Source organism: Paenibacillus senegalensis JC66, from assembly GCF_000285515.1.
In the GTDB taxonomy this organism is placed as follows: domain Bacteria; phylum Bacillota; class Bacilli; order Paenibacillales; family NBRC-103111; genus Paenibacillus_L; species Paenibacillus_L senegalensis.
The window spans coordinates 429,972-452,438 of the sequence record NZ_HE610960.1 but is presented as its reverse complement, the minus strand read 5'-3'; the positions used below and the strand labels follow the sequence as shown (position 1 = coordinate 452,438).

General features: G+C 48.3%; 15 protein-coding genes and 1 pseudogene. 12 read left to right on the top strand and 4 right to left on the bottom strand.

Annotated features, from left to right (window positions below; genetic code table 11):
• Positions 1-122 precede the first annotated feature (122 nt).
• The 10 genes from PSHG_RS17730 to PSHG_RS17675 all read left to right on the top strand — a co-directional run bounded on the left by PSHG_RS17730 (position 123) and on the right by PSHG_RS17675 (position 12,580).
• Positions 123-3,332 (top strand): hybrid sensor histidine kinase/response regulator, encoded by a 3,210-nt coding sequence (locus PSHG_RS17730; RefSeq protein WP_010275542.1) that lies wholly within the window; start codon positions 123-125, stop codon positions 3,330-3,332.
• Between the two features lie 192 nt (positions 3,333-3,524).
• Positions 3,525-4,073, top strand: coding sequence for an ATP-binding protein (locus PSHG_RS17725; RefSeq protein WP_010275539.1), 549 nt, complete (start codon positions 3,525-3,527; stop codon positions 4,071-4,073).
• A 113-nt stretch (positions 4,074-4,186) separates the two neighbouring features.
• Complete coding sequence (locus PSHG_RS17720) at positions 4,187-4,720, top strand: GNAT family N-acetyltransferase (RefSeq protein WP_235782078.1); 534 nt, start codon at positions 4,187-4,189, stop codon at positions 4,718-4,720.
• Positions 4,721-5,505: 785 nt separating this feature from the next.
• The gene (locus PSHG_RS17710; protein ID WP_010275528.1) at positions 5,506-5,847 is read left to right on the top strand and encodes a hypothetical protein; all 342 of its coding nucleotides are present in this window, start codon (positions 5,506-5,508) and stop codon (positions 5,845-5,847) included.
• Between the two features lie 356 nt (positions 5,848-6,203).
• The gene (locus PSHG_RS17700) at positions 6,204-6,878 is read left to right on the top strand and encodes a response regulator transcription factor (protein ID WP_010275522.1); all 675 of its coding nucleotides are present in this window, start codon (positions 6,204-6,206) and stop codon (positions 6,876-6,878) included.
• Positions 6,875-8,698 carry a sensor histidine kinase gene (locus PSHG_RS17695; protein WP_010275519.1) on the top strand — a complete coding sequence of 608 codons (1,824 nt, stop codon included), beginning with the start codon at positions 6,875-6,877 and terminating at the stop codon, positions 8,696-8,698. The genes PSHG_RS17700 and PSHG_RS17695 overlap by 4 nt, the downstream gene beginning before the upstream one ends.
• A gap of 117 nt (positions 8,699-8,815) precedes the next feature.
• Positions 8,816-9,496, top strand: a complete 681-nt coding sequence (locus PSHG_RS17690; protein ID WP_010275516.1) for a GDSL-type esterase/lipase family protein — start codon at positions 8,816-8,818, stop codon at positions 9,494-9,496.
• 30 nt (positions 9,497-9,526) lie between these two features.
• Entirely contained in the window at positions 9,527-10,933 is a 1,407-nt protein-coding gene (locus PSHG_RS17685; RefSeq protein ID WP_010275513.1) for an MBOAT family O-acyltransferase, read from the top strand.
• Between the two features lie 14 nt (positions 10,934-10,947).
• The gene (locus tag PSHG_RS17680; protein ID WP_010275510.1) at positions 10,948-12,093 is read left to right on the top strand and encodes a DHHW family protein; all 1,146 of its coding nucleotides are present in this window, start codon (positions 10,948-10,950) and stop codon (positions 12,091-12,093) included.
• 13 nt (positions 12,094-12,106) lie between these two features.
• Entirely contained in the window at positions 12,107-12,580 is a 474-nt protein-coding gene (locus PSHG_RS17675) for a DUF4358 domain-containing protein (protein WP_010275508.1), read from the top strand.
• Between the two features lie 148 nt (positions 12,581-12,728).
• Here the strand turns inward: PSHG_RS17675 and PSHG_RS28050 are convergent.
• The 4 genes and pseudogenes from PSHG_RS28050 to PSHG_RS30670 all read right to left on the bottom strand — a co-directional run.
• Positions 12,729-13,181, bottom strand: a pseudogene (locus PSHG_RS28050) (prolipoprotein diacylglyceryl transferase); the annotation flags it as partial.
• Between the two features lie 187 nt (positions 13,182-13,368).
• A complete protein-coding gene (locus tag PSHG_RS17665; protein ID WP_010275502.1) occupies positions 13,369-14,169 on the bottom strand; it encodes a M56 family metallopeptidase in 801 nt (266 codons plus the stop codon).
• Entirely contained in the window at positions 14,166-14,597 is a 432-nt protein-coding gene (locus tag PSHG_RS17660; RefSeq protein ID WP_010275499.1) for a BlaI/MecI/CopY family transcriptional regulator, read from the bottom strand. The genes PSHG_RS17665 and PSHG_RS17660 overlap by 4 nt, the downstream gene beginning before the upstream one ends.
• A 17-nt stretch (positions 14,598-14,614) precedes the next feature.
• Positions 14,615-14,794: a hypothetical protein gene (locus PSHG_RS30670; protein ID WP_026021448.1), complete on the bottom strand. Its 180-nt coding sequence runs from the start codon at positions 14,792-14,794 to the stop codon at positions 14,615-14,617.
• 123 nt (positions 14,795-14,917) lie between these two features.
• On the opposite strand from PSHG_RS30670, the gene PSHG_RS17650 reads away from it, so the two are divergent.
• Positions 14,918-16,129 (top strand): MFS transporter, encoded by a 1,212-nt coding sequence (locus PSHG_RS17650; protein ID WP_010275495.1) that lies wholly within the window; start codon positions 14,918-14,920, stop codon positions 16,127-16,129.
• A gap of 1,173 nt (positions 16,130-17,302) precedes the next feature.
• Positions 17,303-21,886, top strand: coding sequence for a DUF4838 domain-containing protein (locus tag PSHG_RS17640; RefSeq protein ID WP_010275491.1), 4,584 nt, complete (start codon positions 17,303-17,305; stop codon positions 21,884-21,886).
• The last annotated feature ends 581 nt before the right edge of the window (positions 21,887-22,467 follow it).

Genomic DNA, 22,467 nt, shown 5'->3' with positions numbered 1-22,467 from the left:
CCCTAATTAAGTTAGAACGATGGTTCTGAATGGAATTGGCAGTGCATTCATACGGAATTGGCATGGACTAGCTTAATGAAGAGAGGGAGTTTATCTTGGCATAGAATCGGCCAGGCGACCAGATGAGAAAAAGCCATATTATTTTGTATATAGGGTTATTTTTAATCATCCTAGCAAGTTCCCGCATGCTGTGGATGGAATCATTCCGTGAACATAAACAAGATGTTAAGCACGGGCAGTTAGACTTGCGCGAGTGGAATGCACAAGAGGGCGGCGTTCTCTTGCTGGACGGAGAATGGGAGTTTTATCCGTCCCAATGGTTGTTCGATGACGATGCTTCGGCTGGCCGGGAGCAAACGCAAGGAGATACAGGTGCCGCCCTGGAGAGCGGGCCGGAAATCTATGAACCGGGACCGCCGGATGCCCCCCGGCTAATTCAGGTTCCAGGAGGCTGGAATGAAGCATTAGATGCGAACAATCCGACTCCATATGGATTTGGCAGCTACCGCATGCGTATTTACGTAAATCCGGAGGAGAAGATCAACTACAGTGTTCGGATCGCGAGTGTGCGAACTTCATCACAGCTATATGTCAACGGCCGTTTGCTCACCGCATCGGGGCAGGCAGCGAGTACGAAAGAGGATTACCTGGCGAAAAACTTGCCTTATTCAACCACCTTTACAGCAGATGAAAACGGCGTGATCGAGCTTGTGATTCAAGCGGCCAATTATGTGGATAGTCGTGGCAGCGGGATTGTCCGCTCGCTTAAGTTTGGTTCGGAAGAGGCCATTGCAAAGGAAATGAAGTTTTCCGTTTCCATGCAGCTTTTAGGGGTTGTTATTTTTCTGGTTCACTCCATTTATGCATTTATCCTGTTTTTGTTAGGAAACCGGGAGAGGAAGCTGCTCTACTTCTCTTTGCTGACCTTCAGCGTAGCCTTTACAAGCTTGCTCAGTAATGATGAGAAGCTGTTTCACCAATTGTTTTATATCGGTTCGGACTGGGATTTCCGGCTGGCAAATGCGGTTTTTATTATAGGCCTTTATGCATTGCTGGAGTGCACGGAGCATCGCGAGCTTCGCTATTGGAGAAGGGTATACCCCTGGTACACCGCAGTGAATTTAGGGACAGCCGGCATCACTTTAACTCTGGCTCCGGCACAGGTGATTGCGCTTTTTCCGGTGTATTTTCTATTGGCTTGCATAGCCCTAACGATTACGATAGCAGCTATTATTAAAACGATACTTAAGGATGTCAGAAGCCATCTATTGCTGCTTTTTTCTATTCTTGCGCTGGTTCATCATTTCCTGTGGACGGTTGTTTGGCGGGAAAGCGGTCTGAGTCTGACCCATTACCCATTTGATTTAATCATTGCAACGGGGTGTTTCGCTTCGGTATGGTTTAAGAATTATTTCAAAATGCATGCCAGCACTAAGGAGCTTGCCGCAGCCCTGCAGAGGATGAACGATCACAAGGATCAATTTCTGGCCAATACCTCCCATGAATTTAAAAATCCGCTGCACGGCATTCTTAACCTGTCTGAAGCGGTATTGAACAGAGAGCGGTCTCAGCTGCAGGAAAGAAGTGTCAGAGAGCTGGAAACGGTCTTGGCTGTAGGAAGGCGGATGTCCTTAATCTTGAATGATCTGATTGACGTGATGAGCTTGCGTGAAGGCACTCCGCGTCTGCAAAAGGAAGCTATCCGGATTCAGCCGATTATTACGGCTGTTATAGATATGCTGCAATTTAACGCAGAAGTGAAGGGGATTACCATCGTCAGCCGGATTCCCGAAGATTTTCCTCCCGTGCTTGCGGATGAGAACCGGCTCGTTCAGATTATGTTTAATTTACTGCATAATGCTGTGAAATTTTCGAATGAAGGCAGCATTTCGGTACAAGCATCGGAAAAGGACGGGAGAGCCTTTATAAGTGTTGCCGATACCGGGATTGGCATGGATGAGGAAATGATGAAACGCTTATTCCTCCCATATGAGCAGGCAAACTCGAAAGAAACGATGATTGAGGGAGGCTTCGGGTTAGGTCTGAGCATAAGCAAGCAATTAGTGGAGCTTCAAGGGGGAACACTGGAAGCCGCTTCGGTTCTGGGCGAAGGCTCTACACTAACCTTTTCGTTGGAGCTGGCTGTTTCAGACGCGGGGCGTGAGCATGATTCAGAGGCAGGGCATGGGCATGATTCAGAGGCGGGGCATGAGCATGAAGCTGCCGGGTCTTCCGCTTCGTTCCATGAACAATCTGCTCTTAAGGGGGGAGGTTTGGTCCGTGCTTTGCAAGAGGCGGAAACTACGATTCCTGAGGGGCCAGCCGCATTACTTGGCAACATTCCCCGTCGTCCGCTCATTCTTATGGTTGACGACGATCCGGTTAACCTGCAGGTTATGGAAGCTATACTTTCCCCGGATAACTATGAAGTGACGATGGTCACGAGCGGCAAAGAAGCATTGGCTATGCTGGACAAAAAGGAATGGGATCTTGTCATTTCAGACATTATGATGCCGCAGATGTCCGGGTATGAGCTCACGCGTAAAATCCGGGAGAGGTTCACACTAACTGAGCTCCCGGTTCTGCTCCTTACGGCAAGAGACCAAGGAAAAGATATTCAGGCCGGCTTCCTGGCAGGGGCAAACGACTATGTGGCCAAACCGGTTGAAGCTCTGGAGATTCGGTCTAGAGTAGATATGCTGACTGCGATTAAACAATCCGCGCGGGAACAGCTGCGTTTAGAAACGGCATGGCTGCAAACACAAATTCAGCCTCATTTTTTGTTTAATTCCTTAAATGCGATTTCAGCCTTAAGTGAAATAGATATAGAGAAAATGCAGACTTTACTTGACGAGTTCTGCAGTTATTTACGCAGTAAATTCCGGTTTCAAATTATGGATGAGCTAGTACCGCTAGAGGATGAGCTTAACCTGGTCCGCTCTTACCTTTATATAGAAAAGGTACGGTTTGAGGATATGCTCCAGGTAGTATGGGAGATTGATGACGTTGAAGGGTTGAAGCTGCCCTTTTTAACGATCCAGCCTCTGGTTGAAAATGCGGTAAGACATGGCATTATGCAGCGCCAGCAGGGGGGCACCCTGACTATTCGGATTTCGGCTTATGAGACGCATGTAAGGATATCGATTGAAGACGATGGGGCGGGCATGGATGAGGCGACGCGGCAGCACCTTCTCGAAAGGAAGGCTGACAGCGAATCAGGAGTTGGACTGCTCAACACGAACCAGAGGTTAAAACGGCATTTTGGCAAAGGCCTGCTGATTTCCAGCGAAATGGGCAGAGGAACCCGGGTATCGTTTACGGTCCCGCGCTGAGCCCCCGGTAAGCAAGCTCAAGAATAAGCGAACGCCCCTTTTTCTTCCAGCTCGATTACAACGGTAACAGGATTGCAACGCGGTATAACAGGATTATAACAGGATAACTCGATATCAACGGTAACAGGATTACAAAATTGCAACTGCATATTTGGAAAATACCAATTAATTAAACCGATTGGGGAAATCATTATGAACCGCTTAGTAGTCATGACGGTTGGAAAAACACATAGCGGAAAAACAACGTTTGCCAAAGAACTGGAATCCATTTTGCAGCATGCCGTTGTGATAGATCAGGACAACCACGCTGAATTTATTAATGAACACTATAAGAAATTGCGCCCAAATGAAGGGCCAAACACGTTGAAATTTACTATAACTAATGCAATAGTGGACTATGCTGTAGCGCATAGCGATTTTCATCTTATCCTTAGTAATTCCAATCTGAATAAACAAGGGCGGAGCAATCACCTCAAATTTTTTCATGATCGAGGATTTGTAAGCATTATTGTTTACTTTGAACTGCCGCTTGAGCTATTGAAAGAACGAGTAGAAACTACACAGCGAAGCAAAACCATTTTTCGCAGTGCGTCAAGTTTTATGGAAGTGTTGGAACGACAGGAAATGTTGAATCCGGAGAAGCCGAGCAAAGAAGAAGCAAATTATTTGTTTGTCATTCACAATCCAGATGATGCAGCAGAAATCATGCAGCAAATAAAAGAAATAAGCCAGAACAGCTGAAGGGCTAAATACCTGAAGTAATACGTTATGGTGGGAGGAAGCTTGATGGACGATTTTACAAAAACAAGAGTAACAAAATTAATGGATCCGTACACGGAATGCTGGAGAAGGCGATGGGAACTATTATGAACAATCTTGTGCTAATTGAACCGACAAAAGACTTCAAAGACCCATACATCGAAATGATAGAAGAGTGGAAGGGAACCGGCGAGAAGATGGTTCCTTTTGTATTAAGATTTGATTATGAAGATTTTGATTCATTGTTGGAGAGATTAAGGAATCTCAGGGATAGTCCGTGTGAAGACGAGAAGACAGTTAACAGTTCAACCTTATGGCTGATTGAAGACCATGCAAGAGTTGTTGGCGCGGTGAATATTCGTCATAGACTAAACCGGTACTTAATGGACGTCGGGGGGCACATTGGATATGGCATAAGACCGAGTGCTAGAAGAAGGGGATATGCTGCTGAGATTTTGAGACAAGCATTAAGCCACACTCGTTCCTTGGGGATAAGAAGGGCACTGGTAACTTGTGACAAGGATAATATCGGCTCCGCAAAAACAATCACGAAGAATAACGGCGTTCTAGATTCTGAAGCTGTAATAAATGGAATTGAAATACAAAGGTATTGGATCGAGATTAAATAAGGACGATCTAGAAAAGCTTATTAAAGACGAACAATGGAGGGGGCCAGTTCAATGTTTTCAGAATGAGGGTCATGGTGATCATAAAAAAAGCCTCAATGGAACTATCATGGAAAAACTATCATGGAAAAACTATCATGGAAAAACTATCATAAGGACAGTCGGTAGGAGAACACGCAATAAAGTTGCTATAATTGAGGACGACAGAATCTTAATGATTTGATTCAGCAGCTTTACCGTGGTGAAGAACTGTAGACTATTTTGGAAGTATTGAAGACGGTGAAACACCCGAACAAGCAGGTGAAAAAGTGCTGCCCACAGCGTACAATGTGTAAAGTACTCCCACTGTGCGTACAATGTGTAAAGTGCTGCGTCTAAAGTGCTGCGTTCTCCAATTTATACGAAACGTCATACAAAATTCTCTGAGATTAAGCGGAAAAGGGGAATTTGTATGAAACGTCATACAAAATGATGCTGGGGGGGTGAGTAGGGCTGAAATTTGTGTGAAGAATCGTACAAACTCGCCAAAAATGCTGCGAAAATGCGTTTATTTATATGAAGAATCGTACAAATGGACTTATGGCAGCCCTTGTGTGTGGCGGCTCTTGTGTAACGATACTTCCGCCTCCCATGAAAGATATCCAAGTTCATATATTACCAGCTATTGAAGGAAAAGGGGGAGGAGCCTCATACGCATCAGGGAAACTATTATTATGTATACAGATTGACGAGTTTTCAACGACGAGAGCCAAGAGAAATACTGCACATGAGTACAGTCACCTATTCGAATGGTGCATAAACCCCAAGATACTAAGCATGGTTACAGTCAGGCAGTTTCATATAGTATACGTAACTATTTAATTTTTGAAGGGTTGGCGGGCGTGCTGCCTGAAGTTCTTTATCCTCACGAAGCATTCCCTCCTTTACCTATCACTAAAGAAAGGGAAGCGGAGTTTTGGAGTGAACTCGAACCCGAAGCAGCTGGAATGGAAGCATATATGAAATATATGAACCGAGCAGCCTATGAAATAGGAGCAAGAATTGTGCGGAATTATCTAAAAAATCAGAATAAAACCATCCTAGAAGCGCACCGCCTGTTTGACGAGGAATTGTATTGGAAGAGCGGTTAATCCTATCAGATAATCGATAATACATAATCATGAGGGCCACATTAAGAGGCCTGGGTCATAAGTTAGTTTGGGTCAAAAGAGGTACGTTAGTAATTATTCACCTATTTGATGGAGGGTCAAGATGTCAATTAAAATGCCAGAGCATATTGTAGCAGCCGGTGGCTTCGTTGAGAATAATCACAAACAAACCCGCAGTTTGAATTAAAGCTAAGAAGAACAGTTTGAAAATAGGAAAAGCAGGAGATTATGTAGAGGCATTATGAAGTCAGCTGTCCGTTGCGGTGGCTTTATGGTCGTGGTTGTGGTAACATTTTGCACAAATTGCTTGGAGAACTAAAAAATAAGAGGTCATCATCATGGTGAAAACGATACTCATTGTGGAAGACCAGCAGGTTTTACGTGAAATTATGAAGGAATATTTGCAGGATGAAGGATACAATGTGCTGGAAGCTCGCGACGGAAGACAGGCGCTTGAGTTGTTTCATGAGCACGATGTTCATTTGGTCATCCTGGATATCATGCTGCCGGAATTGGACGGCTGGTCGGTGTGCAGGCGAATTCGCAAAGTTTCAAACGTCCCGATCCTGATGTTAACAGCACGTTCAGACGAAGATGATACCTTGCTTGGATTCGAACTCGGGGCGGACGATTATGTCATCAAGCCATGCAGCCCGCCCATCCTGCTGGCCCGCAGCAAGCGGCTTCTGGACAACCGGCCGGTACATGGGCGGCGGGAGATGCTGTCCGGCGGCGGGATTGCGGTTCACCTGCCTTCACGCACCGTTTCGATTGATGGAGAGAACTGCAGCCTGACGCATACCGAATTTGAAATTCTGGCCTATCTGATGGAAAACAAAGGTATCATCCTGACCCGGGAACAGCTCATTACAAAAATTTGGGGCTACGATTATGAAGGAGAAGAGCGGACACTCAGCAGTCATATCCGCAATTTGCGCGCCAAGCTGGGAGAGCATGCGAAGCATATCGTCACGGTTATACGTTCTGGGTATAAATTCGAGGAGCGGCCATGAGAAAGAGCATCGTATTCAAGCTGTTTTTGCTGACAACGGGTTTATGCTTGTTTGTGATTGCGGGGATATTTATCGGACAAACCGTATTTTTTGAGCAGTATTATGTACATCAGAAGATGGAGAAGGTAGAAGCTGCCCTTCAATCTTATCGGCTGGACGGGACGGCCCATTCCGGGGACGCCCAGACCGCGGCCATGCAGGAGCAATCCTTTTATCAACACACGAATGCCTGGCTGGCTCTGTTGGATGAAAGGGGCTATTTGAAATATAGCGATGATTATGAGATAGAGATTCGTTTAGAGCGTTCGGATACTGCTGCAGCGCTTTCTGAGGAGTCGATCACGATCCCGTTATACGCGGTGATGGATGTGGAAAGGGCTGTTCCGGACAGCTTGTTATTTCCTGATTTCCTGCATGAGGGGCAGCGCCTCGCGCTTGAGGGAATCGTCATTGAAGGCAAACTGTATCCGCAGCGGATCAGCAGAAATAGCTCGAATCTCCGGGATGAGAGTCGCTTGGAGAACGAACGGCTTGTCAATAAGGAATATGAAGTCCTCTCGGGATTGGGGAACGCGCTCGAATACCGGGAACGCTATCCGAACGTGCTGACGTATGGAACCGTGACGCAAATTCGGCTCCCGCAGGGCGAGCAAGCCTCCCGCTATATGAACCGTTTGTTCCTTGACCGGGTGAAGGCCTTTCAAGCGGACCTTCTGTACGGGGACTATGCGGAGGAGTCCGGTACGATCACGGATTACAAGGAGAACGGCATCGACTACAAAATATTCGTAGAGCGCATCGCCGATCAATCAGGGAACCCCGCCTATCTGTTCGCTATGACTTCGCTGCAGCCTGTGCATGAAGCCGCGGAGATCATGCAAAGCTATTACATCTATATCGTGATCGGTACTTTATTGCTCGTGATGCTCGCATCCTTTTACTTTTCCCGCCGGATCGCCGGCCCTTTACTGCGAATAGACAAAATGACGCAAAGAATGGCCAAGCTTGACTTTTCGGAAAAAATTCCGATCAAGACCGAGGACGAGATCGGCAATCTGTCGCGGAACATCAACCGGCTGTCGGATATGCTGAACGCGCATATTGTTCGGCTGGAGCAGGATATTGAGAAAGAGAAGCGGCTTGAAGAGACGCGAAAAGAATTCATATCCGGGGTGTCGCATGAGCTGAGAACCCCGCTCAGCGTATTGGAGAGCTGCCTGTATATCCTGAAAGACAAAGCGGACAGCCCCAGGCGGGACTATTACTTCACGGCGATGGAAGATGAAGTGCAGAAGATGAATTTGCTAGTGGGCGATATGCTGGAGCTGGCCAAATATGAGTCAGGTACGTATAAGCTGGAGATGGAAGCTTTCCGAATGGATGAGGTTCTGCAGCGAATCTGTGCAAAGCTGGAAGCGGACCTGGCAGACAAGAAGATCGACCTGCAAATCCGCATTACGCCAGTTGAAGTCATTGCCAATCGGAGCCGGATCGAGCAGGTGATCGTCAATTTTATGACCAATGCCATACGCTATACGCCGGAACAGCAAATGATCATCATAACGACAGTTGAGAAAGAGGAGACAGTCGACATTAGCATCGAGAACAAGGGCGTTCATATCCCGGCCGAACAAATGGAGAAGATCTGGGACCGGTTCTACCGCGGCGACCATTCCCGGCATCGCTCAACCGGCGGAACTGGCCTCGGGCTTGCGATCTCCAAGCAGATTCTTGAGCTGCATGGCGCTCCTTACGGGGCGCTGAATACGGAGGACGGGGTCTTGTTCTATTTTGAATTGAAGAAAAATACGAAAATGTAGAACCCCGGTTCTGCATTTTTTTGTTTTATGCACATAATCTGCATCTCATCTGCATCCTGTCTTGACCTCCATTCAGTATCCTTTCCCTAGAACAATAGCAAAGGAGAATGGATAAAGATGAGAAAGAACAAGCGGGGAAAGAAGGGCATGCTGATTATCGCGATGATGGTCCTGCTGCTGGCGGCCGCGTGCAGCAATAATGGACAACCTGACAATAGCTTTGAGCAGCCTTACGACGGCGCCGGACAGGAACCAGTCTCTTATGCGGAGCTATATAATAAGAGCGTATTCCTTGGAGATTCGATCACGGAAGGGCTGTCGTATCATGATGTGCTGAAGGAGGAGAACGTTGTTGCAGGAGCAGGGAAAACAGCTCAATTCGCGCTGGAGACGGGGAATGTGGATGAGCTGGCCGCTCGAAAGCCGGAGCACATCTATATTCAGCTTGGTTCAACGGATATTCTATGGCCGACAGACGATCCGCTAGCCTATTCATTGTCGTACTATGAGCAGCTGATCGAGGAGATTCAAAAGCAGCTTCCGGATGTGAAAATAACGCTGTTATCCGTCACTCCGGTGACGGCGGAAGCGGAAGAGGCGGAGCCGCGATATGGGACTATTGCGGAATACAATGAAGGGCTAAACGCACTTGCAGCTGAGAAACAGGTCGGTTATATCGATCTCACGCCGCTTGCTGCCGAACATCCCGAGCTTTACGATACGGACGGCATTCACTTCCAAGCGCAGTTTTACCCGCTGCTTCTTGACTATGTGAAGGATAAGTCGAATGTGCGATAAAGCATGGGTGATGACGCGGGGGGATAAGCGGTGGTATTCAGCAGTCTGATTTTCCTGTTTCAGTTTTTACCCGCAGCGTTGTTCACTTATTATGTGTCGCCCAAGAAGCTGAAGAACACCGTTCTGTTCGCCGCGAGCCTTGTTTTTTATGCGTGGGGAGAACCCTTATATATCTTCATTATGTTTTTTTCTACTGTGTTCGATTATGTGAATGGGCTGTTGATCGATAAGTACCGGCATCGCAAATCGGCATCCCGGGCCGTGTTCATTATTTCCATTTGCGGAAATGTGGCGATATTCGGCTGCTTTAAATACGCCGGGTTTATCGTGGAGAATGTCAATACGCTGTTCGGCCTGCATTTGCAGGCCGCAGACCTGCCGCTGCCGATCGGGATCTCGTTCTATACCTTTCAAACTATGTCTTATATAACCGACGTATATCTCGGCAAAGTGTCTCCGCAGCGTAATATAATCGCTTTCGGCACTTATGTCGCTATGTTTCCCCAGCTTGTCGCCGGCCCGATCGTCAAATACGGCGATATCGCCGCACAGCTGACTACCCGAAAAATGACGCTGGAGAAGTTCGGGGAAGGGGCGGTATGGTTCATCCGGGGACTCGCCAAAAAGGTGCTGCTTGCCAACAACATCGGAATGTTGTGGGCGAGCGTGAAAGCTACGCCGCTGGAGGAGCTGACCGTTCTCTCTGCGTGGCTTGGAATCCTCGCGTTTACCTTGCAGATTTATTTTGACTTTAGCGGGTATTCCGATATGGCTCGTGGACTCGGCAAGATGTTTGGCTTTGAACTGCCGGAAAATTTCAAGCATCCGTATTGTTCGGGAAGCGTGACGGAATTTTGGCGCAGATGGCATATTACGCTCGGCTCCTGGTTCCGCGAATATGTGTACATTCCGCTCGGGGGAAACCGGCATGGCCTGCGTAAGCAGCTTAGAAATCTCTTAATTGTCTGGTTCTTAACCGGCTTGTGGCATGGGGCGAGCTGGAATTTTATCGTATGGGGCTTATACTTCGGCTCTATCGTGACCGTGGAGAAGCTTTTTCTGCTGAAGCGGCTCATGCGCTTGCCGAATTGGGCGGGACATCTTTATACGCTGCTGATCGTGATTGTCGGCTGGGTTCTGTTTGAGTATGAACATCTGCCCTCTGCAGGAGCGTTCATCGGGACGTTGTTCGGATTCGGAGCGCACGGCTGGGCGGACTCCCAAGCGCTATATTACCTGTTGGCTTATGGAGGAATGCTCGTACTCATGGGAGTATGTACAACGCCGCTGCCCCGGAAAATGGCCGCGCTTGTGGAATTCCGCTGGAAGCGTGGAGGCGTAGTGATCATTGCCGCCTGTTATCTGATTGGGCTGGTGGCATCGACCGCTTATTTGGTGAGTGAGTCTTACAATCCGTTCTTGTATTTTCGCTTTTGAGGGGAGGTCCGATCTTGGCTGAAAACAAATGGGTTCGATACGCAACCGGCTTAACCCTGCTGTTGTTTATCGGGGCGATGGCTGTGGTGAATGTACTGACACCTGACCAAACGTTCTCGGAGCCGGAAAACCGGGTGCTGGAGAGACGGCCGGCTTTCTCGGTGCGTTCCTTGCTGGCGGGATCGTTCACGACTGATTACGAGCGGTATGTGAGCGATCAATTTGCATTCCGGGATGTCTGGATCGGGCTCAAAACCGATGCGGACCGCGCGCTGGGCAAGAAGGAAAGCAACGGTGTGTACCTGGGAGCGGACGGGTATCTCATTCAAACTTTCACAACTCCGCCAGAAATAGACGTAGAAGCGCGCATCGAGGCGATCCATTCGTTTCACAAGGCAACGCCGGAGCTTCGCAAGCATATCATGCTGGCGCCAACGGCCGCCTCGTTGTATCGGGACAAGCTGCCGGCATTTGCACCGGTTGGCGATGAGCGGGCAGTGCTGGATCAATCGAGGCACATGCTTGAGCGGTTAGGACCCGATATTGACTTTGTCGATGTCTATCCCGTGTTGTACTCCAAGCGGGAGGAAGCGATTTATTATAAAACAGATCACCACTGGACGGCTAGAGGAGCTTATTACGCTTATCGGGAGTTGTGCGGGCGAATGGGAATCGTTCCGCAAGACGAAGCGGCGTACCACATCCAGGAGGCAACGGATGACTTCTACGGGTCGCTTTACTCGAAGAGCGGCTACCGCCATCTGCAGCCTGACCGTATCGACCTTTTTATGCCGAAGAAGGGGGAACGGGTTGAGGTGCACTATATGGAAGAAGGCCGGATTACAAATTCCTTGTATGAGATGGAAAATCTGAATAAGAAGGATAAATACACTGTGTTCATGGATGGGAATCATGCTTTGGTTCGAATCACGACGGGCCATGCGGACAGGAAGAAGCTGCTGGTGGTCAAGGATTCGTATGCCAACAGCTTGATCCCGTTCTTAACGGAGCACTTCGCCGAGACCGATGTCGTTGATCTCCGCTATTACGGCGGATCGCTGACAGAGCTGGCACAGGATCGGCAATATGATGACATGCTGCTGCTTTATAACGTCCATACGTTTTTTGAGGATAGGTTTATTTTCAATATATCGGAGTGAAGGAGCGGATAAAATGAAACGGCTATTGAGTATAGCGCTTGTATCTATGGTAGTGCTCGGAGTATTAGCAGGCTGCGCCGGCGGCAGCGGGGCTTCCGAAGAGCTGTCGGCCGCCGAAGTGGGGGAACGCATAGAGCAAGCGGTGAGCCTTGATGATATGAAGCAGGGTGATCTGGAGAAGTTGCAACAGCTGTATCACATTGAGCCGGAGCAAGTGGACGATTTCGTTCTGTTCACGGCGGAGTCCAACGTCAAGGCGGATGAGCTGGCGATCATTAAAGTCAAGGATGCGAACGAAGTGGACATTGTTTTAAACAACATCCGGCAGCGAATTGAGGCCCAAGCAGCCAAATTTCAAAATTATCGTCCGGAGGAGTATTTTCTGGTAGAAAAGCATGTGTTGAAGGCGCAGGGCCGGTTTATTATTTTCGCAGTGACAGAAGAGTCCGCTCGGGTAGAGGAAGAGTTTGGCCAGGCGCTGAAGTGAAAAGGGCGGGTAGGGAAGCGAGATCCAGCCCATACCCGCATCGGTGTGGCTTCTATACTGCCCGCATGAGGACAAAGACTTCGGAGCAGATGATCATCCGTGCAGGACTTTACAATAAATTAGCGCAGGCTGTTATGTCTGTGGAAAACTATGTAGTCTGCTTTTTTCGGATTTTTGGCAGGAATGCTAGGCAAGTTATCAAAACGACCATTAATGCGATCCACTGTGAGGTAGCGAGCATACCAAATTGACCTCGGACGATATCCCCTCTGAAAAATTCGATGACAAATCTCCCTAAACTATAAAAGACGAGGTATAGACCTGCTATAAAACCAGTAGGTCTTTTTCTTTTTGCGATAATAATCAGAATGTAAAAAATAGAGAAGTTAAATAAACTCTCCATGATTTGGGTAGGAATGAGCTTCACGTCATTCGGGGCAAACTCAGAATCGCGAAATGTAATTCCAAACCAGCAGTCCGTTTCCTTGCCGTGGCAGCAACCGGCGAGGAGGCAGCCCACTCTTCCGAAGCCCTGTGCCAGTACAATAGAGGGCGCAAAAAGGTCAAGAAATCGCAGAAAGTTAAGGTTTTTCCTCTTACAATAGACAGTATAATAAAGATCGGCTCAGCTGCTTTTTACGATTCAATCGAACTACGATGTGTAGTAAGATAAGACACAATTAAGCTAAAGGTAGTATGACAAGACAAAGTTAAACTACTAAATGTAGTATGATATGGTTAGATTTATTATACTACGATAGGTAGTATAATCTTTCAAGGAATAGGGACTACGAATCCCCACCTAATATAAAAAGCAGCAGTATAGAGCAGGATCTCAAAAACAGCTTCAGCAGGGCTAACGGAACATTCACGGCTCTCTCAGGCTCGAGAACCTGAATGATGCGGTATTCCAATGTCGAATGCGTAAAATGAACGGCAGCCTCATACCGACGGGGAAAGCTTTGTTTGGCTAGTTTTAATAAGACACTGCCTAAATGCGCTTCTGTCCCCATCTGCCGGATGGCGTATCGATCCGCAGACAGTTCCTGCCACGTTTGAAAGTAGCAGATTATTGGTTTAACAATAGGCAAATACCCAAAAGCGTCTGCCAGCAACGTCGACAAGAACATTTTGCGGCCATCGTAATTCCGGCAATGATATCTTTCATGCAGCAATATCGCCTTAACTTCCTTGCCATTGAATATCTCTAAAACCGCAGTAGACACGACAATTTTCGGCCGCAGCAATCCAATAGTGAGAGCCACAAAGGCATTGTCCCGCACCACAATTATTTCTGTTCCCCAGTTGTGGTACTTGTAATTGAGACGTTTCGTTAATTTATGATGTTTATTGGCCCGGAACCGCTTTAGCCATTGTTGCGATAAATATAATTGCCGGGTGATTCGCCAAATGATCTTACTGAGCGTGTAGCCGATAAGCATGTTGATTATTGCATAATGCAGAACGGGACCATGAACCATTCCGTTGCGGATTTGATAGGTAATGAATATCCCCATATATGCGATGACAACAGCTACGAACGTAATCATCAACGCATAGGCCAATCTTAACCTTATCGCAGGATTCATCGTTTATTCCTGCTTTTAATATCGTTTAATTTGCGTTCCAGTCTGGCGATCACCTCAGGATCGACATCATCAAGCGCATCGATCATGTGATTCACGACTAAGCTCCCGTATTCTTGTATGAGTCCTTGCGACACTTCCTTGGTCTGTTCTGAGAGAAATTGCTCTCTTGACTGTATTGTGCTGAATTTGGCTGCCCGCGTCCGTCCCGTCCCGGTCATGACTTTAGTCAAAAGACCTTTATCCTGAAGACGATTCATGACTGTCATCACCGCATTGACCGATATCGGACTTTCCTGATTTAGAATCGCCTGCACTTCCTTAATGCTTAAACCTTCGGAAGACCAGAGGATATCCATAATTCGCGATTCCAGCGGTCCAAAAAAACGATTAAGTCCCTCGCCATCGATTTTCATTTTTTTGATTTTCAATAAACTCACACTCCATACTACACATCGTAGTACGCTTGTGAAAAAATGTCAACTCCCTTTGAAAAACCAGCAAGCAGCATGCAGCAAGCGGCAAGCAGCAGGCAGTAAGCAGCAGGCAGCAAGCAGTAAGCAGCAGGCAGCAAGCGGCCTCTCTGAGCGCCGCGAACTATTGTCAGCAGCAGATAATCGGCAGTCACGCGGTGGGCATTAGGCCCCCAAAAAACGATATCTTGTTAGCCGACAAAGACAGTGATAATATAGAATGAACGTTCAGTATGCTGGATTATAAAGAGAGAAAATAAACCCGGGGGAATGGCGAGATGAAGGCTTTAGCTACAAGAAATAATGGAGCTATTTTATTGCTCATGTTCAATATATTTGTGGGATTTGTAGGAGTCGGCTTGGTAATTCCAATTATGCCAACTTATATGAATGTTCTTGGAATTTCCGGAACAATTGTCGGCCTGCTGGTGGCCGTATTTTCATTGACGCAATTTTTAATGGCTCCTTATGCGGGCAGCTGGTCGGATCGGTATGGGAGAAAATGGATCATTGTTATCGGCATGCTGCTTTTTTCTGTATCGGAGCTTATTTTTGGTTTAGCTAGCAATGCCCTTCTCTTATTTGTCTCAAGAATGCTCGGAGGGGTGTCTGTTGCCTTCATCATGCCTGCCGTCATGGCCTATGTCATTGATATTACAACAGAGGAAGATCGCGGCATGGGAATGGGCTGGATCAACGCGGCCATTTCGACCGGCTTTATCATCGGACCAGCCATTGGCGGTTTTCTTGTTGAGTACGGTCTGCGGGTACCTTTCTTCGCGGCTGCGGGAGCGGCAGCATTATCTGCCGTCGTTTCCATGTGCATTCTGCCGGAATCGCTGGACAAGAGCAAACGGCTTGAGGCTGCGGCACGACAAGAGCAGAAGGAGAACCAGCTTGTGCAGCTCGCGAAGTCTTACCGTACTCCGTATTTTATGGGATTGCTGATCATCTTGATCACTTCATTGGGATTATCACAATTTGAAACCGTGCTGGGACTTTTTGTCGACCATAAGTATGGGTATACTCCCAGTGAAATTGCTTGGTTGATCATGATCGGCGCTATTATCGGCGCTGTGATGCAGCTGACGCTGTTCGGGCGGATGATTAACTGGATCGGTGAGAAGAAGCTGACGGTTTACTGCCTGTTGCTGATGGCTGTATTTATGGTTACAACGATATTTTCGGCGCAATATTGGATGATGGTTGTATCGGTGACTATTGTTTTCCTGGCAGTGGATTTTGTACGTCCTGCGATCAGTACTTATTTTTCCAGAATTGCTGGTAATGAACAGGGGCTTGTAGCCGGATTGAATGCTTCCTACACGAGTCTGGGGAATATTGGCGGTCCTATTCTGGCTGGGGTTTTGTTCGATATACAGATTGACACTCCCTTCCTGGTAGGAAGTCTGATCGCATTGGTTGGCTGGATGCTCAGCCTGCGATGGATCCGCAAGCAAGCGGAGCGCTCGTCCGGCTCGGTTGTGTAAGCTTATAACTAGTTTTTAATTTGATATAATGTATATAGTGGCATGAGGATAAGGTGAGAGGCTTATGAGAATTGTTTATTTTACCCAAGTCCATTAGGGGACGATGCCGAAGTCAGTGACACTGAACAAACACCTACTGGTGGAAGGTGGGGGATACCCTGTCTTACAGTGGCTGGGACAATGGATGGAAACCCGGTCGTGGTCCGGATTTGCAGAAGATGGCTGCAATGAAGCTGGAATCAGAAGTAATCGCTAGTCGTAATTGCGGTGAATTGGTCACTCGTTTGGTGAAGCCTGATACTCATCCTTAGATGAGAAAAACAAACGGAACCCTTTTTCCAAATAGATCAAGCATAACGGATCTAGGAGGAAAGGGCTTGTGCTCTTAGGGACTACATCCAGGAAGTTTGTCAAGAGCCGGAATCGGCGAGCGGTTCGGACGATATTTTTGGGGTTGTGGAAAGCGTGGGGTAGAGGGCGCAGAGAGAGCTTGCGGATGATCGTGGAATAGCATTGGAAGCTGGAAACGGTTAGGGAAAGTGGTAGTGAACAATTATCACCATCTTGGCGGGTTTGCGTACGTAGGGGCGTATAACTCGCCTTTTTTATAGGATGGCGGGATGACGCTCTGTTTCTTTAGCTGATACGGCACTGCATACACAAGGTACAGATTCAAATAAACACCATATGCGAGCAAAATAAAACCGTGGAGCACTAGATTAACGTTATATATCGGCCCATGCTGATCCATGCGGACTTACGGACCAAAACGAACATATTTGTTGAATTATCGAAAAAGTATGCAGGCTTGACTATGACAAATATCACAGCAAAATATCAAAAAAACGGTTGTCAATCTGCTGCAGGTTTGATTATATTATAAATTGTAAATATATTTACTCGAGTAAAACAAAGGGAGGACCGAAGCTTGGAATTCGAGACTGAAGCTCGCAGGTAATCCGGAAGTCTGCAATGCTTTGGTTATTTTCAAAACGGAGGATGATCACTCATGAAGATTAGACGATTATGGTTACAGACGATCGCCATCTGCTTGCTTGTCACAGCCATAGCCATGCCACACGGCCAGTATGTTTATGGTGAGCAAAAAAATTACAAAATAATGTAAGCGTTACCAATGGTTTCGAGCAGACAAGTCTGTCTGCAGCAGCCGAAATGAACCTCAATGCCGGCGACTTACTTGTCGAAGAAGGCGAGCCTCGTGCGGATATCATTATTAGATCTGATGCGTCCAATATGGAACGATACGCGGCGGAGGAGCTGCAAAGCACAATCAAGATGGTTAGCGGTGCGGAATTGCCGATACACCAGCGCAGTGAGTTTGATTCCCATACGGTCAATGTCAATCTGGATAAGAGTGAGCTTGCTTTACAAAAGGGCGGCAATTACCCGTTCTCGGTCAACTTTGTCAATGGTGAAGCTGTTGCAAGAACAGTCAAAGTCGAGCCGGCTCCAGGAAATCCGTTTACTGTAGCGCTGAATGAAGGCTTTACACTCCAGCCTGGTCAGGGCGGCAGTGTGACTGGCGCGGTGTATGTGCCATCCGCCACGGTAGACGGCGAATACAATTTGCTGCTCCAGCCGTACATCGATGATGCAGCAATGGACCAGCAGCTGACTCTAAAGATCAACTTGAACCAGAACATGTTGATCAACCCGGGCTTTGATTCATCGATTACGGAAGGGTGGTATTCAACCTCAGCCGTTCATGATACGGAGGTTAAACGCCAAGGCGAAGCATCGCTTCGGCTCGATTCAGCCAACGTTCGTTCTAACCAGCCGCTCAATATAGAGCCAGGCAAGAAATATAAGCTGAAAGCGTGGATGAAGGGCGAAAAAACCGGCATCGCCAGATTGCAGGTCTATGAAATGCGCAATCCGTACGCTTTATATAATTCGGTGGGCATAAACGCCGCCGTCACGACGGAGTGGTCCCCTTTCGAGCTGGAGTATACCCGGGATCCTTCCAGCGAATTTGATTACAATTGGATTGTGATTTCCTTCCAGGGCCATAACGGTCCAGGCAAGCTGTGGATCGATGATGTCGAGCTCGTTGAAATAGCTGGAGACGAAGGCCCCAGCGGTCCACCCGCACCCGGGCCAATCTCTTCTGAAGACCAGCTTCAGATTGTCCTGGCGACCATGGAAGGTCTGTCCGATGATTCGCAGATGCATGAACTGTATGGCGGGCATCTGAAAGATTCCGATGGCTTCGCGATTCATCGTTCAGGCAACCGTGTCTATATCCTTGGTGATGACCCCAGAGGCGTATTGAACGGCGTCTATGACTTTCTTGAGGAAAATGCCGGAGTTCTGTGGACGCGGGCGAGCGAAAAAGGCACACTGTATGAGCCCCTTGAAAATATTGCGTTGATGAAAACAGACTACTGGGAAAAGTCGCCCCTGAAGGTGCGCGGCTGGTTAACTGCCGGCGTCAGTGTGGACGGCGAGGCTCATTCGGATTACGCAACGGAAGTGATGCTGGCACGCAACAAAAACAATGCCAAGATGTCAGCGCATGGAAGCAACCAGAGGCATTGGGATCGGTTCATAAATACAGGCGTGAAACCGATCATGCTTGGTCATAATCTTAACTTCTGGCTGCCTAATAGTGAATTTTTTGACGAGCATCCGGAGTATTACAATACGGACAGCGAAGGAAACCATATTCCGCTCTCGGATAAAACACAAATTAACTTTTACCATGAAGATCTTCCCGGTGTTTTTGCAGAAAAAGCTAAAAATTTGATAGCTTCGACGGGAATTGAATATGTCGGAATCGGCATCAATGATAACTCCAGTTTCTATCAGAAAGGCTATACTGATAATCCTTTTACGACAGAAGATGGGGTAGTGGTGCAGCCGGAAGATCCTGCATATCTGTCGACCGTATTTTTCACCTTCCTGAATAAGGTAGCGCGGGAAGTGAAGGAAACGTACCCGGATGCGAAAGTGGTCGCTTACGCATACACATTCACGGATACTCCGCCGAAGCTTGAGCTTGAAGACAATATTGTTATCGTTTACGCTCCGCTGTATGAGGATGCGCGGGAGCCGATCAACACGACGAACACAAGCAACGCGAACTACAGATATAACGAGAAGCTGAAAGCGTGGGCGGAAAAGACAAAAAATATTCTCGTATACAATTACTACGGCAGCTTTCCTTCAAGTGCTTACGAACGGCCTATAGCCGAGAAGGTTAAGGCTGACATGCAATATTATCGTGATCTCGGTATTCTCGGTGTACTGCCGGAAGGAACACTCGACTCGGGGAATGAAGGATGGGGCGTCAATGCGCTGCAATTTTGGCTGATGAACAGGCTGTTCTGGAATCCTGACGAGGATATCGAGGAGCTGAAAACACAATTTATTGAAAAAGCATATGGCGCCGCAGCGGGTCCGATGAGGGAATATTATGACCTGATCGAGCAGGGCTGGAATTATGATAATGCCCAGCAGACCTGGACAGTAAGCGGGGAAACGCTGGTCCGTCAATACATTGTCGTAGCCGGAATCAAGGATGAGGCGCAGGCAGCTCTTGATGCGGCATACGCTGTGGCCGATGAAAAAGCCAGGGCGCGAATTGCCCCGATCAAAGAAACCTTCGAGCGGATGGTAGAGGCTGTGGGCGATTCTGTCGGAATATCTGCAGAAGCTGTGAGGACCACGTATACAAAAGAGCAAATCATGAGCACGCTAGATTTCAGCAGCGGGCCCTGGGCAAGTGTTAAAGAGCCGATCACCAACTTTAAGCATATGCAAACACAGGCAGAACCGCTTGTAGAAACTAAAGTTTATTTACTATGGGACGATGAGAACCTCTATGTCGGCTACGAGAACTTCGACCCGGATGTATCGAAAATCAGAACCAGCCCTGACGCGCCGAATGAATGGTGGCGAAACGGTGATGATGACTCGGTTGAGACCTATTTAGCAGATGGTACCCGCGGAACCAATGTTTATTATGCTTTAATGTCAAACTCGAATGCGCTTAATCTGGATTATATAGGGCCCGAGCAAAGTCCGGCCTGGAATGGCGTTTGGGAATCGGTAGCTGAGGTTAAGGAAGACCGCTGGAACATCATTCAGGTGATTCCGTTCAGCACGCTGAACTTCATGACACCTTACCCGGAAATGACCATTATGGGACACTTCTTCCGCAACTATCATCGTACTGGATCCGGTCTCGGCCTGTACGGATGGGCGGGCGGAGCGGTATGGAGCCCAGCTGACTTCAAGCCGATCAAGCTCGTTGAAGACGACGGCGAACCTGGCGACGGCGAGCCCGGCGACGGCGAACCTGGCGACGGAGAGCCCGGCGATGGGGAGCCCGGCGATGGAGAACCCGGCGACGGCGAGCCCGGCGATGGAGAGCCCGGCGATGGAGAGCCCGGTGACGGAGAGCCCGGCGATGGAGAGCCCGGCGATGGAGAGCCCGGTGACGGAGAGCCCGGCGATGGAGAGCCCGGCGACGGAGAGCCTGGCGATGGAGAGCCCGGTGACGGAGAGCCCGGCGATGACGAGCCCGGCGATGGTGGCTCCGGTGACGGCGACTCCGGTGCTGGAGCACCGGGCGGAGGCGCCCCGGCCCCTCAACCTGATGCTCAGCCGTCTCCGACTGCCGGAGATCAGCAGATTGTGACAGCTTCTGAGCTGAATCCGCAGCGTGGGAAGGTGACAATCGAACTGGAAGAAGGCAAGAGCGTATTACTGCTACCGCTCAACACTGCGGAGCTTCTCAAGGGCGGCGTGCTTTCGGTTATCAAGGCATCTGTAGCCCTCGAACTCCCAGCCGCACTTCTGGAAGAATGGCTAGAAGCGGCAAAGGTCTCCTCTGATTCGGAAGGGCAAATCGCAGTTTCGTTGGAGACAAGAAAACCATCCCAGGCCAACCTGGGAAATGCAGTACCGAACGGCGCCAACGTCGTGGTACAGCCAATTGGTGAGATCGTCCGATTAGAATGGGCTGTCATCGATGACATGGGCGAGAAGCACGCCTATCATTCCTTCAGCCATCCCATTAAGCTGGAGTTCACAATTGGCGATCGTGACGCGTCTCTTCTTGGGATTTATCGTCTCGCTCCCGGCGGGAAGACTGAATATGTCGGGGGAGCACGCAGCGGAGACAAATTTGTAGTCGAATTAACCCAGATTGGAGATTATGTGCTGCTGGAATGGAAGCAATCGTACGCGGATGTTCCACAAGGTCATTGGGCGGAAGAAGCTATCCGAACGCTCAGTGCGAAGCATGTTGTGAATGGGATGACCGCAACCGACTTTGCCCCGTCTGGCACCTTGACCCGCGCACAGTTCGCAGCTCTTGTAGTCCGCGCTTACGGAATCAAGGCTGAACGCGATAGCCTGCAGCTGTTCGCTGATGTGCAGCCAGATGCCTGGTATGCTGAAGCTGCTCATGCAGCAGCGGCATCCGGCGTTGTTAATGGCATGGGAGATAACAGCTTCATGCCGGATGAACCCGTCACGCGTGAGCAGATGGCCGTCATGCTCGTTCGCGCTCAAGAGGCGAAGTATGGAAGCCTGGGAGAAGGCAAACCGCTGACAGATTATAGCGATACGGAGAAGGTGAGCAATTGGGCACTGCGGGCGCTGCAAATCGCAGTCGACAAAGGCTGGCTGCAGGGCAAAGCAGACAATCTGCTGGATCCGGGAGATACGGCGACTCGGGCAGAAAGTGCGATGCTGTTGTATAAGATATTGGGGCCGCAGTACCGCTGACATCGTCAAGCGAATCAGCATCGCAATGCTGACATCAGCGAGCGAATCAGCACCCCAATTAAATGGAAAAATAAACCGCCGAATCGATAAACCGCCTGCCAATCGGATAGCGTGTTTTCGGATATCGAATACTTGCACCTTCTGATGTGGTAAAAAAGCCCCTAAGAGAATTGGAAATGCTCCAGCTTCTTCTTAGGGGCGTTTTCTATAATGGAACTGCTCTAGCGGAGGGGTAAAAAAGTGCTGCGCACTTACATGTATACGAAAAATCATACAAATGGTCTATGAAAATACGCGTAATACGGGAATTTGTACGAAACGTCATACAAAATGACGCTGGGGTAATAAGAACAGTGGGAATTTGTATGAAGAATCGTACAAACTCACTAAAAATGCATCCAAAGCGCGTTCTTTTGTATGAAGAATCGTATAAATCGGCTAGTGATTCCAATCATCACCAATCATCATCAATAATCACCAACAATTACTGATATTCACCAAATAATTACCAGTAATCACCAATTACCAATCATTACTAATCACTAATAATTACCGATCATTACTAATCATGTTTATTAATT